Source organism: Roseicyclus sp., assembly GCF_052168335.1.
Classification (GTDB): domain Bacteria; phylum Pseudomonadota; class Alphaproteobacteria; order Rhodobacterales; family Rhodobacteraceae; genus Roseibacterium.
This window is the reverse complement of record NZ_JBQLZP010000469.1, coordinates 1-15,239: the sequence shown is the minus strand read 5'-3', so window position 1 is coordinate 15,239 and position 15,239 is coordinate 1. Positions and strand designations below refer to the sequence as shown.

General features: G+C 72.1%; 14 protein-coding genes. 11 read left to right on the top strand and 3 right to left on the bottom strand.

Annotated elements, in window-relative coordinates; translation table 11 throughout:
* Both ACTS11_RS14515 and ACTS11_RS14510 read left to right on the top strand, forming a co-directional pair.
* On the top strand, positions 1-355 hold a 355-nt coding region (locus tag ACTS11_RS14515; protein WP_442641016.1), incomplete at its 5' end, for a (2Fe-2S)-binding protein.
* Complete coding sequence (locus ACTS11_RS14510) at positions 352-2,691, top strand: xanthine dehydrogenase family protein molybdopterin-binding subunit (RefSeq protein ID WP_442641015.1); 2,340 nt, start codon at positions 352-354, stop codon at positions 2,689-2,691. The genes ACTS11_RS14515 and ACTS11_RS14510, both read left to right, overlap by 4 nt.
* Before the next feature lie 6 nt (positions 2,692-2,697).
* Here ACTS11_RS14510 and ACTS11_RS14505 read toward each other — a convergent pair whose 3' ends face one another.
* Positions 2,698-3,660 carry a LysR substrate-binding domain-containing protein gene (locus tag ACTS11_RS14505; RefSeq protein ID WP_442641014.1) on the bottom strand — a complete coding sequence of 321 codons (963 nt, stop codon included), beginning with the start codon at positions 3,658-3,660 and terminating at the stop codon, positions 2,698-2,700.
* An 89-nt stretch (positions 3,661-3,749) separates the two neighbouring features.
* On the opposite strand from ACTS11_RS14505, the gene ACTS11_RS14500 reads away from it, so the two are divergent.
* From ACTS11_RS14500 to ACTS11_RS14470, 7 genes are read left to right on the top strand one after another with little or no spacing between them, the layout of a single operon-like run.
* A complete protein-coding gene (locus ACTS11_RS14500; RefSeq protein WP_442641013.1) occupies positions 3,750-4,649 on the top strand; it encodes a hypothetical protein in 900 nt (299 codons plus the stop codon).
* Positions 4,649-5,626 carry a hydroxyacid dehydrogenase gene (locus tag ACTS11_RS14495; protein ID WP_442641012.1) on the top strand — a complete coding sequence of 326 codons (978 nt, stop codon included), beginning with the start codon at positions 4,649-4,651 and terminating at the stop codon, positions 5,624-5,626. Before ACTS11_RS14500 ends, ACTS11_RS14495 begins: the two co-directional genes overlap by 1 nt.
* Before the next feature lie 32 nt (positions 5,627-5,658).
* The gene (locus tag ACTS11_RS14490; RefSeq protein ID WP_442641011.1) at positions 5,659-6,447 is read left to right on the top strand and encodes an HpcH/HpaI aldolase family protein; all 789 of its coding nucleotides are present in this window, start codon (positions 5,659-5,661) and stop codon (positions 6,445-6,447) included.
* Entirely contained in the window at positions 6,444-7,724 is a 1,281-nt protein-coding gene (locus ACTS11_RS14485; protein WP_442641010.1) for a hydantoinase/carbamoylase family amidase, read from the top strand. The genes ACTS11_RS14490 and ACTS11_RS14485 overlap by 4 nt, the downstream gene beginning before the upstream one ends.
* Positions 7,721-8,794 carry an Ldh family oxidoreductase gene (locus ACTS11_RS14480; protein WP_442641009.1) on the top strand — a complete coding sequence of 358 codons (1,074 nt, stop codon included), beginning with the start codon at positions 7,721-7,723 and terminating at the stop codon, positions 8,792-8,794. Before ACTS11_RS14485 ends, ACTS11_RS14480 begins: the two co-directional genes overlap by 4 nt.
* Before the next feature lie 21 nt (positions 8,795-8,815).
* Positions 8,816-9,634, top strand: coding sequence for an SDR family oxidoreductase (locus ACTS11_RS14475; protein ID WP_442641008.1), 819 nt, complete (start codon positions 8,816-8,818; stop codon positions 9,632-9,634).
* Positions 9,635-9,662: 28 nt separating this feature from the next.
* Complete coding sequence (locus ACTS11_RS14470) at positions 9,663-10,406, top strand: sulfite exporter TauE/SafE family protein (RefSeq protein WP_442641007.1); 744 nt, start codon at positions 9,663-9,665, stop codon at positions 10,404-10,406.
* Positions 10,407-10,433: 27 nt separating this feature from the next.
* Here the strand turns inward: ACTS11_RS14470 and ACTS11_RS14465 are convergent, their stop codons facing one another.
* The gene (locus ACTS11_RS14465; RefSeq protein ID WP_442641006.1) at positions 10,434-12,944 is read right to left on the bottom strand and encodes an ATP-binding protein; all 2,511 of its coding nucleotides are present in this window, start codon (positions 12,942-12,944) and stop codon (positions 10,434-10,436) included.
* Between the two features lie 83 nt (positions 12,945-13,027).
* Positions 13,028-13,537, bottom strand: a complete 510-nt coding sequence (locus ACTS11_RS14460; protein WP_442641005.1) for an oxidoreductase — start codon at positions 13,535-13,537, stop codon at positions 13,028-13,030.
* A 292-nt stretch (positions 13,538-13,829) separates the two neighbouring features.
* Between ACTS11_RS14460 and ACTS11_RS14455 the strand changes: the two genes are divergently transcribed.
* Complete coding sequence (locus ACTS11_RS14455; protein WP_442641004.1) at positions 13,830-14,432, top strand: response regulator transcription factor; 603 nt, start codon at positions 13,830-13,832, stop codon at positions 14,430-14,432.
* A gap of 134 nt (positions 14,433-14,566) precedes the next feature.
* Positions 14,567-15,239 (top strand): polysaccharide pyruvyl transferase family protein (locus tag ACTS11_RS14450; RefSeq protein ID WP_442641003.1); only part of this gene is annotated, 673 nt, incomplete at its 3' end.

Sequence of the window (15,239 nt, the reverse complement as noted above, 5' to 3'; positions counted from 1 at the left end):
CGGCCACGGCGTCTGCGGCGCCTGCACGGTGCTGGTCGACGGCGTCACGCGGCGCGGCTGCACCACGCTCGCCGCCTCGGTTCAGGGTCGGCGGATCGAGACGCTGGAAGGGCTCGCGGACGCCGACGACGACGTGACCTCGGCCCTCCGGCGCGCCTTCCTCGTCCATGGCGGGCTCCAGTGCGGCTACTGCACGCCGGGGATGCTGATGGCTGCGCGCGAGCTCCTGCGCCACGAGGCGCGGCCCGACCGGACCGCGATCCGCGAGGCGCTGGCGGGCAACATCTGCCGCTGCACGGGCTACGGGCCCATCGTCGATGCCGTCGCGGCGGCGGCGGCGGAACTCGCGCCGTGAGCGGCCCCTCCCACGGCCTGCGCTGGCCGCGGCACCTCGCGGGGCGGGGGCGCTACCTCGCCGACCTGACCGTGCCCGGCGTGCGGGAGGCGGCCGTCCTGCGCAGCCCCCATGCGCATGCCGACATCCTCTCCATCGACGCGACCGCCGCGCGCGCCGCGCCCGGCATCGACGCGGTCTTCACCCATGACGACCTCGCCGCCGTGCTCCGGCCCTGGCGGGCGACGCACGGGCTCTTCCCCGACATGGTCGCGCCCGAGCAGACCGCGCTCGCCGCCGGCCGCGTCCGCCACGTGGGCGAGCCCGTCGCGATCGTGGTGGGCGCCAGCCGCGCGGTCTGCGAGGACGCGCTGGAGCTGATCGAGGTGGATTACGCGCCGCGTCCCGCCATCGCGGGCGTCGCCGACGCGCTCTCCGGTCCCGCGATCCACGCCGGGGCGCCGGGGAACCTCTGCCTCGAGGCCGCGCGCAGCACCCCCGGCTGCGCCGCCGCCTTCGCCGGGGCCGACCTCGTGGTCGATGCGTCCTTCCGCTTCGGCCGGCATACCGGCATCCCGCTCGAGCCGCGCGGGCTGATCGCCGACTACGAGCCGGGCGAGGGGACGCTGAGCGTGCATCACTCGCACCAGTGCCCCTCCGCCATGCAGGAGGCCTTCGCCGCGCTCCTCGGGATCGAGGCGCATCTCGTGCGCGTCGTCTGCCCGGACGTGGGCGGCGGTTTCGGCATCAAGCAGCAGGTCCATGCCGACGAGATGGCCGTCGCCGCCGCCGCGCGCCTCCTCGGCCGCCCGGTGCGCTTCGTGGCGGACCGGCTCGAGTCGATGGCGAGCGACATCCAGGCGCGGCATCATGAGGTGACGGCGCGGCTGGCGCTCGACCGCTCGGGGCGGATGCTGGCCATCGACGTCGACGACATCCACCTGATCGGCCCCTATCCGCAGTATCCGAGGTCGAGCGCGGGCGAGGGGCGCGCGGTCCTGAGCCTCTCCGGCGCGCCCTATGCGCTGGGCGAGGCCTCGGCGCGCAGCCGTGCGGTCTTCACCAACCTCGGCATGTCGGGGCACTACCGGGGCGTCGGCCATCCCATCGCGGCGGCGGTGACGGAGGGACTCGTGGACATCGCGGCGCGGCGGCTTGGCGCCGATCCCTGGGCGCTCCGCCGCCGCAACTTCGCGACCTACGGGCCGGGCAGCCCGCCCTCGGCGCTCGGCGTCTCCTTCGAGGACCTGCCCTTCGCCGCCTGCCTCGACGTGCTCGAGGCGCGGCACCCTCGCGCGGCGCTCGACGCCTGGCGGGAGGCGGCGCGGGGCAGGGGCCAGCTCGCCGGCTACGGGATCGCGGTCTTCATCGAGATGACGTCGCGCGGACCCGGCTTCTACGGCGACGGCGACGTGCGCGTGAGCACCCGCGACCACTGCACGCTCCGGCTCGAGCCGAACGGCGCCGTCACCTGCCTCTCGAGCGTGACCGAGCAGGGGCAGGGCGTCGAGACCGGGGTGGCGCAGATCGTGGCCGAGACCATCGGCCTGCCCCGCGAGCGGGTGCGCATGGTGACGGGCGACACGGCGGGCGGCGGGCATGGCGGCGGCACCTGGGGCTCGCGCTCGCTCGCCATCGGGGGGCGCGCCGCGTGGGAGGCCGCGCGCGAGCTGCGCGAGGAGATCCTCGAGATCGCGGCCGAGCTTCTGCAACGCCCGCCCTGGGACCTCGCGATCCGCGAGGGCGTGATCGTCGCGGGCGACGCGGGCACGGGGATGGACCTGGCCGAGCTTGCCGCGCTCGCCCATTTCAGGCCGCACCACCTGCCCGACGGCAGGCAGCCGAAGCTCGTCGCCTCCGCCAGCTTCGGGCCGCTCGACGCGCCGTTCCGGGCCGGATGCGGCGTGCAGCTCTCCTGTCTCGAGATCGACCCCGAGACCGGCATCCTGCGCCTCGCGCGGCACGCCGTGGCGCATTTCTGCGGCGCGGTGGTCAACCCGCTCCTCGTCGACGGGCAGATCAAGGGCGGCGTCGCACAGGGGCTGGGCGCGGCCCTGACGGAGGAGCTCGACTACGACGCGGAGGGGCAGCTCCTGAACGCGACGCTGGCCGAGTACCGCGTGCCGATGGCGGTGGAGACGCCGGAGATCGAGGTGCTGCACGTCCACCCTCCGAGCGAGGCCGGGAACGGGAGGCCGCCCCGCTGGGTCGGCGTGGGCGAGGCCGGCACCTCCGGGGCTTCCGCCGCCGTCCTGAACGCGGTCAACGACGCGCTGGCACCACGGGGCGCCGCGCTCTGGCAGATCCCCGCGACGCCCGCGCGCATTCTCGCCGCGCTCGATGCAGCCGGGGCGTGACGGCCCTCAGCTCTCGGCCGGAACGGTGAACTCGCCCCAGGCGAAGGCGTTGTTCTCGCCCGCGAGGACATCGGCGCGCCGGACCGCGTCGAAGGCCCGCAGCAGCCGCACCGCCTCGGGCGAGGTCATCGTGCTGCGCCGCCAGATGAGGCCGATGTTCCGGCTGATGTCGGGCGCCACCAGCGGCCGCGCGGTCAGCACGGGATGATCCCGGCCGGGCAGGGCGAGCCCCGGCACCACCGTCACGCCCGCGCCGCGCTCCACGAGGCCGGTGAGCGTGGCGAGGCCGGACACCTCGGTCGTGTAGGTGAGGTGCGCGCCGCTCGCCGCCGTCACGCGGTCGAGGATCTGGCGGATGCCGGTCTCCTCGGTCATGCCGACGAGCGGCCGGTCCACCAGCCGGTCCCACTCCACCGCCTCCATCGCGTCGAACGGGTCGCCGCGCCGGAAAAGCGCGTGCATCCGGTCGCGCACGATCGTGACGGACGAGAAGGCCGCCATGTCGTGCGTGATGCTGCCGATGCCGATGTCCACCTCGCCGCTGAGGACCGCGTTGCGGATGCCGGCCATGCTCATGTCGCGCACGACGATCCGGGTCTTGGGGAAGAGGCGCGTGCTCTCGGCCAGGACCGGCGGCATCAGGCGCCAGGCGACCGAGGGCAGGCAGGCCACCACCATCCGGCCGCTGCGACGCTCGATCATGCGCTCCATGTCCACCGCGATCTCGTCCACCAGCCGCAGGACATGGCGCGCATGGGTCAGGAAGCTCAGGCCGATGCCGGTCAGGTGCACGCTGCGCGTCGTGCGGATGAAGAGGCGCGCGCCCAGTTCGCGCTCGATCTGGCGGACGCTCTGGCTGAGCGCGGGCTGCGACAGGCCGATCTTCTTGGACGCCGCGACGAAACTCTCGTGGTCGGCGACCGCCACGAAGGCCCTCAGCTGGCGCAGCGTGATATTATTCGGATTCATGGATTAATCCATTGCACAAATGGATTTGCCCCATCAAGCGGATGCGGCGAAGTTGTCCCGGAGAGAGGCGGAACACCGGGGAAAACGACATGGCGGCAAGCGACACGGCGGAGATCCTGCTCGTCCCGGTGGTCGACGTGAACTGGCTGGTCTTCGCGCCGTTCGATCCCGGCCGCGACTTCCGCATCGACCCGCCGAAGGTCGAGCAGAGCATCGGGGAGACGCGCGAACTCGGGCGGATCATGCTCGACCTGACGGAGGGGCGGGCCGTGCTGACGCCCCATTCGGGCACCTACTGCCGGACCGGCTACTACGAGGCGCCGCTGCTCGAGGTCTATCGGGAATGGACGGCCCGCGGGGCCGACGTCGCCGTCCACCTGCACGAGGAGATCAAGGGCGGCGGCGTCCGTTTCGGCGAGGAGGACCACGTGCGGGAGGTCTTCGCCGACTGCCACCGGAGGCTCGTGGAGGGCGGCATCGTGCCGGTGGCCTACCGGGGCGGGCACAACGCCTACGCGCCCTTCATGAACGCCGTGCTGGAGGAGCACGGCATCGGGGTCGACCTCTCCTGCCTGCCCGGCCTCGACAAGCCCGAGCGCGAGGCGATCTGGACCGAGGGCGGCCTCAGCGCCTATGCCCTGCCGCAGGACCCGAGGGCGCCGGTGGGGCAGGGGACGCCCTCGCCCATCGTGGAGGTGCCGATCGGCTGCGACGGGGCGGGCACCGACTATCGCAACTTCCTGCAGATAGAGCAGTCCGAGCTCGACAACCACAAGCGCGTCTGGCGCGTCATCCGCGAGCGGGCGCAGCGCGAGGGGCGGGCGCAGATCGTGCACATGCTGTTCCACACGGGCTCGATGGGACGGCCCGACTGGGTGACGCGGCTCCTGGACTTCCTCGAATTCGTGCCGACGGAGGGCGGCAGCTTCGTCGGCGCGGTCGAGGCGGCGGGCGCCTTCCGGCGGCAGCGCGACCGGAAAGCCGCCTGATGCTCTGCCTCCTCGTGCAGCCGATCCACCCCGACGGCATCGCCGTGCTCGAAGCGGCGGGCATCCGAACCCGCATGGCGAGCGCTGCCGACATGGGAACGGTCGCCGCCGAGATCGTTGAGGCCGACGCCGTCATCACGCGGAACGCGGGCCTCAGCGGGGCGGCGATGCGGGCGGGCGGACGGCTCCAGGTCGTGGGCAACCACGGGACCGGGCTCGACCCCGTCGACCTCGTCACGGCGCGCGACCTCGGTATTCCCGTGGTCTACACGCCAGAGGCCAACGTCCAGTCCGTCGCCGAGCATGTGATCGCGCAGATCATGGCGGTGGCCAAGCGCATCCGCGAGGCCGACGCCGCGACGCGGGAAAACCGCTTCGACTACCGCTACACCCGCGATTTCGTGGAGCTTTCCGGCAAGACGCTGCTCATCCTCGGCTTCGGGGCCATCGGCCGGCGCACCGCCGAGATCGCGAAGGCGGGCTTCGGGATGCGCATCCTCGTGCACAGCCCGAGCGCGGACCAGGGCGCCATCGCGGCGGCGGGCTTCGAGGCGGCGCCCGATCTCGACGCGGCGCTGGCGCGGGCGGATGTCGTCTCGCTCCACCAGCGGCTGAACGACCGGACGCGCGGCATGTTCGGGGCCGAACGCTTCGCGGTGATGAAACCGGGCGCGATCCTCGTGAACACCGCGCGCGGCGCGCTCGTGCAGACGGCGCCGCTTCTCGAGGCCATCGCCTCCGGACGGTTGCGGGGGGCCGCGACGGACGTTTTCGACGTCGAACCGCCCCCCGCGGACCACCCCCTCCTGGGCGCGGAGGGGGTGGTCCTTTCGCCCCATATCGCGGGCGCCACCGAGGAGGCGCTGGTGCGGACGGCGGTGCAGACGGCCGAGCAGGTCGTGGATGTCATCGCGGGGCGGCGCCCGCCGTTCCTCGTGGACGCAGGCGTATGGGACCGGCGCAGGGTGCAGGCCTGACCGGACCCGATAACGAAAGGGAGTGTGGCGCAGTGATCAAGTTCAACCCGGTGAAGAAGCTCTATCGCGAGGGAAAGCCCGCCTTCGGCACCTGGCTCACGCTCTGCCCGCATCCGCGCGCGGTGAAGATCATGGCCGCCGCGGGCTTCGACTTCCTCCTGCTCGAGATGGAGCACACCGACTTCACGCTGCGCGAGATCGGGACGCTCTCGATGCTGGCGCGCGAATGCGGGATCACCCCGGTCGTCCGGCCCCCCGGCGTGTCGAAGCCCCACGACCTGACCCGCGCGCTCGACGCCGGGGCGCAGGGGCTGCTCCTGCCCGCGATCGAGGACGCCGGACAGATGGCGGCGATCATGAAGGCGGTGCGCTACCACCCGCTCGGCAACCGGCCGATGAACCTCCGGGGGCCGCATACCGACTATGCGGCGCTGCCCCCGAACGAGATCCTCGCGCATCTGAACAGCGAGACCCTGATCGTCGTGATGATCGAGACGCGCAACGCCATCGACAACCTGCCCGAGATCCTGAAGGTCGAGGGCATCGACGCGATCATGGTCGGGCCCGACGACCTGTCGCAGGATCTCGGCATTCCCGGCGACCTGCAGAACCCCATGATGTTCGAGGCTTACGAGGAGATCTTCGCGCATTGCCGCAAGGCCGGCACGCCCTATGGGCTCAGCGCGCAGTCGCCCGAGATGGCGAAGCGCTGGCTCGACATGGGCGCGCAGTGGATCCCCTACCAGAACGACGCGGCGATGGTGCTGAACACGGCGCGGGCGGCGGTGCCGCAGCTCATGTCGCTCGCAGGGCGGGCATGAGCGCCGGGAGCGATCTCGCCAGACGCCTCTTCAAGACGCTGGCGGACCTGACCGCCGATCCGCCGGGCGTGACCCGCGTGGCCTATGGCGCGGGGGAACAGGCCGCCCATGACCTCGTCGCCGAGGCGGCGCTGGCCCACGGGGCGGAGCGGAGGGTCGATGCGGCGGGCAACCAGTACCTGATCCTGCCGGGCCAGGACCGGAGCCGCGTCGTCCTCATCGGCTCGCATCTCGACAGCGTGCCGCATGGCGGCGACTACGACGGGGTGGCGGGCGTCCTCCTCGGGCTCGCGCTCCAGGCGGACCTCGTGGCCGAAGGCCGGACGCCGCCCTGCGATCTCGCCGTCCTCTGCCTCCGCGCGGAGGAGAGCTGCTGGTTCCCGCACAGCTACATCGGGTCGCGCACGGCGCTGGGGCTGCTCGATCCGGGCGTCCTCGACGGGGTGAAGCGGTCCGACGACGGGCAGACGCTGGCCGAACACATGCGCCGCCTCGGGCTCGACCCCGAGGGCGTGCGGGCGGGGCGCCGCCTCTACGAGCCCGCGCGCATCGCCGCCTTCATCGAGCCGCATATCGAGCAGGCCCCGGCGCTGCTGGACGCGGGCGTCCCGGTCGGCCTCGTGACGGCGATCCGCGGCTCCGTCCGTTTCCGCGAGATCTCGATCGGCGGCGAATACGCCCATTCCGGCGCCACGCCGCGCGCGCTCCGGCGGGACGCGGGGCTCGCGGGCGCGCGCCTCGTCACGGCGATGCACGAGATGTGGGACCGGTTCGAGGCGGACGGCCTCGACCTGACCGTGACCTTCGGCGAGATCGCGACCGACCCCGCGCAGCACGGCTTCTCCAAGGTTCCGGGCGCGCTGCACCTCTGCCTCGACATGCGCAGCGCAGATGGCGGCGCGCTGCGGCGGGCGGAGACGGAACTGCGCGACGCCGCGGGGCGCATCGCCGCCGAGACGGGGACGACGATCCGGCTCGGGCCCCGCACCGACAGCGCGCCGACCGAGCTGTCCGAGGGGCTGCGCGCCTGCCTCGCGGACGCGGCGGCGGCGCGGGGCGTGCCGGTCCTCGCGCTGCCGAGCGGCGCGGGCCACGACGCGGCGACCTATGCCGGGGCGGGGGTGCCGACGGCGATGGTCTTCATCCGCAACCGCAACGGCTCGCACAACCCGGACGAGGCGATGGAGCAGGCCGATTTCGAGGCGGCGCTGTCGGTCGTAGCCGCTGCCCTCGCGGACCCGCGCCTCCTCGCCGACGGACGGGCGGCGGCGGCATGAGCGAGGCCGCCTCCGACGCCGCGATCCTGCCCGCCGCCGTGCTGGAGCGCGCCGCGACGCAGGTGCTCGAGGCGCTGGGCGTGCCGGGCGAGGATGCGCGGCTGACGGCGGAGGTCTTCGTCGGCGCCGAGGTCGCGGGCGAGCCCTCGCACGGCCTCCGCCTGCTGGTCACCGTCTGCGAGCGGATCGAGGCGGGCGGCCACCGCGCCGCGACCCGGATCGAGGTCGAGCGCGACATGGGCGCCATCGCCGTCTGGAGCGCGCACCGGAGCCTCGGGCAGGCCGTCGCCCTGCGCGCCATGGACGCGGCCGTCGCCAAGGCGCGGGACTTCGGCGTGGGCGTCGTCGCGGTGCGGGACGCGACCTCGCTCACCTCGGCCAAGCACTACGCGCTGCGGGCCGCGGCGGCGGGTTGCGTCGGCCTCGTCCAGACCAACGCGAGCCGCAAGGTGATGCCGCCGCCGGGCGGCACGACGCCGGTGATGGGCAACAACCCCATCGCCATGGCCGCGCCCGCGGGACGCTTCGGCGCGATCTGCCTCGACATGGCGATGACGGCGGTGGCCATCGAGCGGATCAACATGGCGCGGGAGGCCGGGAGGCCGATCCCGCCCGACTGGGCGCTCGGCCGCGACGGCAGGCCGACGACCGATCCCGAGATCGCGGCGGAGGTCATGACGCTTCTGCCCTTCGGGGGCTACAAGGCCTTCGGCCTGGGGCTGATGACGGAACTGATGACCAGCGTGCTCGCGGGCGGCGAGGTCTTCGCGGGCGAGGCCACGGGCTTCCGCCCGCTCGACAACCCGATGCGCACCTCCTTCACGCTGACGGCGCTGAACATCGAGGCCTTCACGCCGCGCGCCGAGTTCGACCGCCGCGCCGAGACCATGATCGAGCGGCTCAAGTCCTCGAAACCCGAGGTCGAGGGCGGCGAGATCCTGTTTCCGGGCGAGCGCTCGCAGCGGCTGGCCGCCGCGCGCCGCCGCGACGGGGTGCCGGTCGCGCAGGGGACGCTCGGCACCTTCTCGGCGCTCTGCCGGAAGCTCGGCGTGACGCCGCCTGAGGGATAGGATGATGCGGGGAGACACGACATGGACATGAGGCTTGCCGGCGCGTCGGTTCTGATCACCGGCGCCTCCAAGGGGATCGGGCGGGCCGCCGCCCTGGCCTTCGCGGCGGAGGGATGCGACCTGCACCTCGCCGCCCGCGACGGCGCCGCGCTGGCCGAGGTGGCCGCCGCCATCCGGGACGCCCACGGCGTGGCGGTCGAGGTCCACGCCATGGACCTCTCGCGCCCCGAGAGCATGGAGGCGCTGGCCGAGGCCGCGGGCGATGTCGACGTCCTCATCAACAACGCGGGCGACATCCCCGCCGGGCCGATCGAGGCGCTGACCGCCGAGGACTGGAAGCGCGGCTTCGACCTGAAGGTCTTCGGCTACATCGCCCTCAGCCGCGCGGTCTATCTCCGCATGAAGCGGCGGGGCTCGGGCGTCATCATCAACGACATCGGCAATTCGGGCGAGAACTGGGACTACAACTACGTGGCGGGGAGCACGGGGAACGCGGCCCTCATGGCCTTCACCCGCGCCGTGGGCGGGCAGAGCCTCGACCACGGGGTGCGCGTCGTGGCGGTCAACCCCGGTCCCATCGCCACCGACCGCATGACCAAGCTGATGAAGCGGCGGGCCGTCGATCTCCACGGCGACGAGTCGCGCTGGAAGGAGTTCCTCGCCGACTATCCCGGCGGGCGAATGGGCAAGCCCGAGGAGGTGGCGGACACGATGGTCTTCCTCGCCTCGCCGCGCGCGGGCTACATCAGCGGCGCCATCGTCACCATCGACGGCGGCATCGCCTCCTACGGCTCGATCATCAAGCCGCGGCCCCACCGCGGGGAGGCGCCGGAGACGTGATCCGCGATGCCGGCGCGGGGGTCCGGCCATGCCTGAACTGACGGGCCTCGCGCTCGCCTTCGTCTGCCTCTTCATCGGCGGCGTGCTGAAGGGCGCGACGGGCATCGGCGCGCCGATCCTGGCCGTGCCGCTCCTCTCCTCGCTCTACGGCGTGCCGACGGCGGTGGTGCTCTTCTCGCTGCCGAACTTCCTGTCGAACGGCCTCCAGCTCTGGCAGTACCGCAGGACGCCGGCGCCGCCGGGCCTGCTCGCGCCTTTCGCGCTCGCCGGGTTCTTCGGGGCCGGGTTGGGGACGCTGATGCTGGTCCGGTTGCCGTCGGATGTCCTGCAGGCCGTCCTCGCCGTCGCGGTGTTCCTGTTCATCCTCCTCCGCCTCGCGCGGCCGGACTGGGTGCTGCCGATGCGGGTCGGGCGTCTGCTCGCCGCGCCGCTCGGATTTCTCGGCGGCGTCATGTTCGGGGCGATCGGCCTCTCCGCGCCGGTCTCGGTGCCCTTCCTCAACGCGCTGCGGCTCGGGCGCGACGTCTTCGTCGTGACGATCTCGGCCTTCTTCTTCGCGCTCGCGCTGATGCAGATCCCGATGCTGGCGCTCGGCGGCGTGATGACCGGGCCGCTCGCCCTCGCGAGCCTGATCGCCGTGGTGCCCCTCTGGCTCGGGATGCCGGTCGGGGCGCGGCTTGCGCGATACGTGTCGCTGAAGGTCTTCGATCACGTCACGCTGGCGATCCTCGGCGTGATCGCGGCGCGCATGCTGGTCCAGGCGCTCGGCTGACGCGCTCGGGATCGCCGCGCCGTCACGTCATCGCGGATGCCGACCGAGCGCGTCGCGCGTCTCGCTCCAGACCCGGAGCAGCGCCGCGGCGGTCGCGCCGTCCGGCGCGGCGCCGGTTCCCAGCCGCGCCTCGAGCGCCACGAGGCTGTCGCGGAGCGCCACGGCGCCGACGAGCGCCGAGGATCCGGCCGTCAGGTGGACCTGCCGGGCCAGGGCGTCGTCCGTCTCCCGCCGCTCGAGCCTGTCGGAGATGGCGGCGATCGCGTCATCCGTCTCGGAGAGGAACGCCTCCACCAGGCCCCCCCACGTCTCGGGGCCGAGCGCGGCCGAAAGCTGGTCCAGGTGGCCGTGATCGAGGAGGCCGCCGCCATCGCCGGACCCGTCGCCGCGCGTCGCGCCGCCCTCGCCGCGAACCCGGCCGATGACCTCGCGGAGCGCTTTCCGCGTGATCGGCTTCACCAGGATCTCGTCGAGGCCGACGGCCCGGAAGCGTTCCTCGTCCTCGGTTCGGGCATGGGCGGTGAGCGCGACCATGGGCAGTCGCGTTCCCCGCGGCTCCGCCTCCCGGATCGCGCGCGTCGCCTCGACGCCGTCCATGACGGGCATGGAAATGTCCATGAAGACGAGGTCGTAGGGTTTGCGCAGGGCGCATTCGACGCCCTCCTGACCGTCATGCGCCTCGTCCACCTCGTGCCCGTCCCGCTCGAGGAGCTCGCGCAGCACGATCCGGTTGATGCGGTTGTCCTCCACGATCAGGACCCGGAGGGGCGGCGCGGGCCTGGGCATGGGCGCACCGGTCTTCTTGTCCCCGCTCGCGGCGATCACGGACGGCCGGTCGGCCGCCGGCAGCGGGAGACGCGCCCAGAACAGGCTGCCGCGTCCCGTCTCGCTTTCGACGCCGACCTCGCCCCCCATCGCCGCGACGAGACGCCGGACGATGGCCAGGCCGAGGCCGGTTCCGCCCACGGCGCGCGAGTAGGACGGGTCGAGTGTCACGAACTCGTCGAAGACACGCGCCTGGTCGGCGGGATCGATGCCGATCCCCGTGTCGATCACGCGGAACTCGACGAGGTCGCCCTCGCGGAGGCGTTCGGCCTCCACCGTGATGGTGCCGTTGCGCGTGAACTTGATGGCGTTTCCGACGAGGTTCAGCAGCACCTGCCGGACGCGGACCGGATCGCCGACGACGTGGTCCTGGCCGCCGGTCTCCACCCGATGCGACAGGGCGTTGCCGCGATGCTCGGACACGCCGCGCTGGCTCTCGACCAGTTCGCGGACGAGCGCGGGCAGCGAGAACGCCTCCCGCAGGGTGATCATCTTGCCCGCCTCGGCACGGGAGATGTCGAGCACGTTGTCGACATGGTGCAGAAGCTGCCGGCCCGAGGCGCGGATGATGTCCAGGTACTCAACATCCTTCGCGCTGCGCGTGTCCGTGTCCATCAGTTCGAGCGTGCCGAGCATCCCGTTCAGGGGCGTGCGCATCTCGTGGCTCATGACGGCGATGAGGTCGGCCTTCGCCTTCTCCCCGGCGATCGCCTCGTCGCGCGCCTTGATCAGCGCCTGTTCCGCGGCCACCCGGCGGGAGATGTCGCGCGCGAAGGAGACGAAGAGCTCGCCATGGACCGAGTCCGCGGTCGAGATCGACAATTCGATCGGGAAGACCTCGCCCGACTTGCGGCGGGCTTCCATCTGGACGCGCCCCTTGCCGATGACGTGTCTCTCCCCCGTGTCCAGGTAGCGTGCCATTCCCTTGCGATGGGGCCCCTTCAGATGCTCCGGGATGATCAGGTCTTCCATCTGCGCCCCGATCGCCTCGGCCTGCGTGTAGCCGAAGATCTCCTCCGCCGCGCCGTTGAATTCCACCACCCGGCCCTTGCGGTCCACGACGAGAATCGCGTCGAGCGAGGTTCCGACGATCGAGGCGAGGCGCGACCGGACGAGGCCGTGCTCGCGCGACCGTTCCTGCTCGCGCCGCGCGAAGTAGACGAGCAGGGTCAGGAGGATGACCATCACGACGAAGAGCGCGGTGGTGAGCGCGGAAACCAGCGTCAGCGTCTCGGCGATGCTCTTGCGCTGCGCATCGGCCGCCCGGGCCAGCACGGAGACGCCGCTGAGCGTGACCTGGCGCACGTCGGCGCGGATCGCCTCGGTGCGGTCGGCAAGCTCGGGCAGCGCGGCGGCGAGGTCCGCATCGCTCGCGTCGATCAGGGGCACGTTGGCGTCGAAGTAGTCCTCGATCCGCGCAAGCGCCGCGACCACGGCCGGTTCGTCGCGCAGCGGTGCGAAGATCGGGCTGGCGCCGATCGTGGTGAACCGGCTGTAGAGGATGTCGAAGCGCGTCCGCACTTCACCGACCGAAGCGGTCCCGTCATGCTCCGCCGCGAGGATGGCCCATTTCAGCGCCAGAAGCTCGACATCGGCCTGGGCCAGCGACCATTGCGTGCTGTCGGAATTCGCCGTGGCGAGGGCGTCGATCTCGCGCCGCACTTCCTGCGCCATCTGCACGAGCAGGAAGACGGCCAGCAGGAAGGCGACCACGGCGAGGACCGCGAAGGCGCGGCGCCGCGGCCGCCGGTCGTCTCTCCGGCGGAATTGCGTCTCGTCTGGCGCGACCGCTCCGGTCAGGGTTGCACCTCGATCCTGTCGAGCTGCCAGATGCTGCGCGAGTAGACCAGTTCCGTCTGGTACTCGGGCGCGCTGTCGAAGGGATAGACGATCCAGAGCGGACCCTTCTCGCGCAGGCTCATCGGCGCGCCGTTGCGCAGGTAGGCGACGACGGGACCGCCCTCCACGGCGTCGGAGACCGGGATGTCCACCGCGTAGTCGTTGAGGGCGACCGCGCGCAGGGTCGTCCCCTCCGCCCCGAGCGCCGCGAGCAGGTCGGCGAGTTCGACGCCCTCGAAGGTCTGCACGCCGTCGGTCCAGATCGTCGTGGTCTCGATCACGACCGGGCCGAGGGAGCGGAGAAGCGCGAGGTCGAGCTCGGCCGCCCCCTCGGCGTTGGTCTCGGCGATGGCGCCGGTCACTGTCAGCAGCACCTCACCCTCGGCGGGGTCGAGCGCGGCCACGGGGCCGGCCAGGCCGAGGACGGCGGCGGCGACCAGGCAGGTGAATGTCCGTCTCGGTGTCATGGCAGGCCTCGTCTCGATCTGCGCCTCGGTGGCACCTGCATCGGATGCCACATGTCACGAAAACACGGAATTCGCGCAATCGTATGGCGGACTATCCTTTCGGATAGGAGGCCTCGCCCCATGCCCCTCGGCGCCCCATGCCTTTGCATTGGACGACCCCATGGCGCGATGCTACGTCGCCCGATGCCCTCGGGGCAAAAAAAGGACGCATTCGGGTCGTAGGTCTTCGCGCGACTCGGGTCCGCCCATGTAATCGGAACCGGCAGGTTGCCGGTCCCGGCGGAGTATCAGGATGCGTATTCTCATTGCCGACGATCACGATCTGGTTCGCGAGGCCATCGCCGCCTTCCTCGTCGCCGAGGGCCAGGCGGAGGTCGCGACGGCGGGATCGCTGCCCGAGGCGCTCGAGATCGTCGCCTCCGATCGTGCCTTCGATCTCGCCCTTCTCGACTACAACATGCCCGGCATGAACGGCCTCGAGGGGCTGCACCGGATGCGCAAGGCCAAGGCCGGCCTGCCCGTCGCCATCCTGTCGGGCACGACGACGCGGGCGCTTGCCGACGAGGCGATCGCGGCGGGCGCGGCCGGGTTCGTTCCGAAGACGCTGACCCCCAGGTCGATGATCGTCGCGGCGCAATTCATGGCCGCCGGCGAGGTCTACGCCCCCTTCAGCGTAATGCAGCAGAAGAGCCAGGCGGCCTCCGGGCTGCTTTCGAGCCGCGAACTCGAGGTGCTTCAGGGCATCTGCCGCGGCCAGTCGAACAAGGAGATCGCGCTCGACCACGATCTCCACGAGGCGACCGTGAAGCTGCATGCCAAGACGCTCTGCCGCAAGCTCGGGGCCAAGAACCGGACCCATGCCGCGATGATCGCGCGCGACCGCAACCTCGTGTGATCGCGGCGGTTTTTCCGGCCACCTATCCTTTCGTATAGGTCCACCCCTCCGAATGGGAACGGACCTCGCCCCCTGCGCCCGCGACCCGGCGCCCGCCCCGGCGTATGCCTCCAAGGCACGCAACGGGGTCCGACATGATCACACTTCTCAACGCAGCGCCCGATACCGGGAACCAGGGCGTGAGCGCGCTCTGCCACGCCATGGTCGCGGGTCTTGCCAGCCGCGGCGCCGAGGCGATCACCGTGGCCGATCACGGCATCGGGCTCCGCCACGCCGACTGGAACGGCACGAAGGTCGATCTCGTCGGGCTGACGCATACCCGCCGGGTCTGGCGCGGCGACAGCCTGCGCGCGGCGCATGCGCTCCTGCGCTTCGGCGCGGACTGCACCGCCCCGGCGCGGGCCGTGGCCCGGTCGCGGGCGGTTCTCGACATCTCGGGCGGGGACAGCTTCACCGATCTCTACGGGCGGCGGCGCTTCCGCGCGATGGTGCTGAGCAAGCGCCTGGCGCTCGCGGCCGGTGTGCCGCTGATCCTCCTGCCGCAGAAGCTCGGGCCCTTCGAGGACCCGTTCCTCGAGGACGAGGCCGTGGGCATCCTGCTCCGCGCGGCCGCGGTCTGGGTGCGCGACGCCGAGAGCTTCAGGTTCCTTCGGGAGGCGCTCGGCTCGCGCTTCGACCCGGCGCGCCACCGCCTCGGCGTGGACGTGGCCGTGGCCCTGCCCCAGCGGGAGCCGGAGGGCCTCGACGCGGAGCTTGCGCGCTGGCTCGCCCCCGGGCGGAATTTCCCGCTGGCGGGCCTGAACGTCT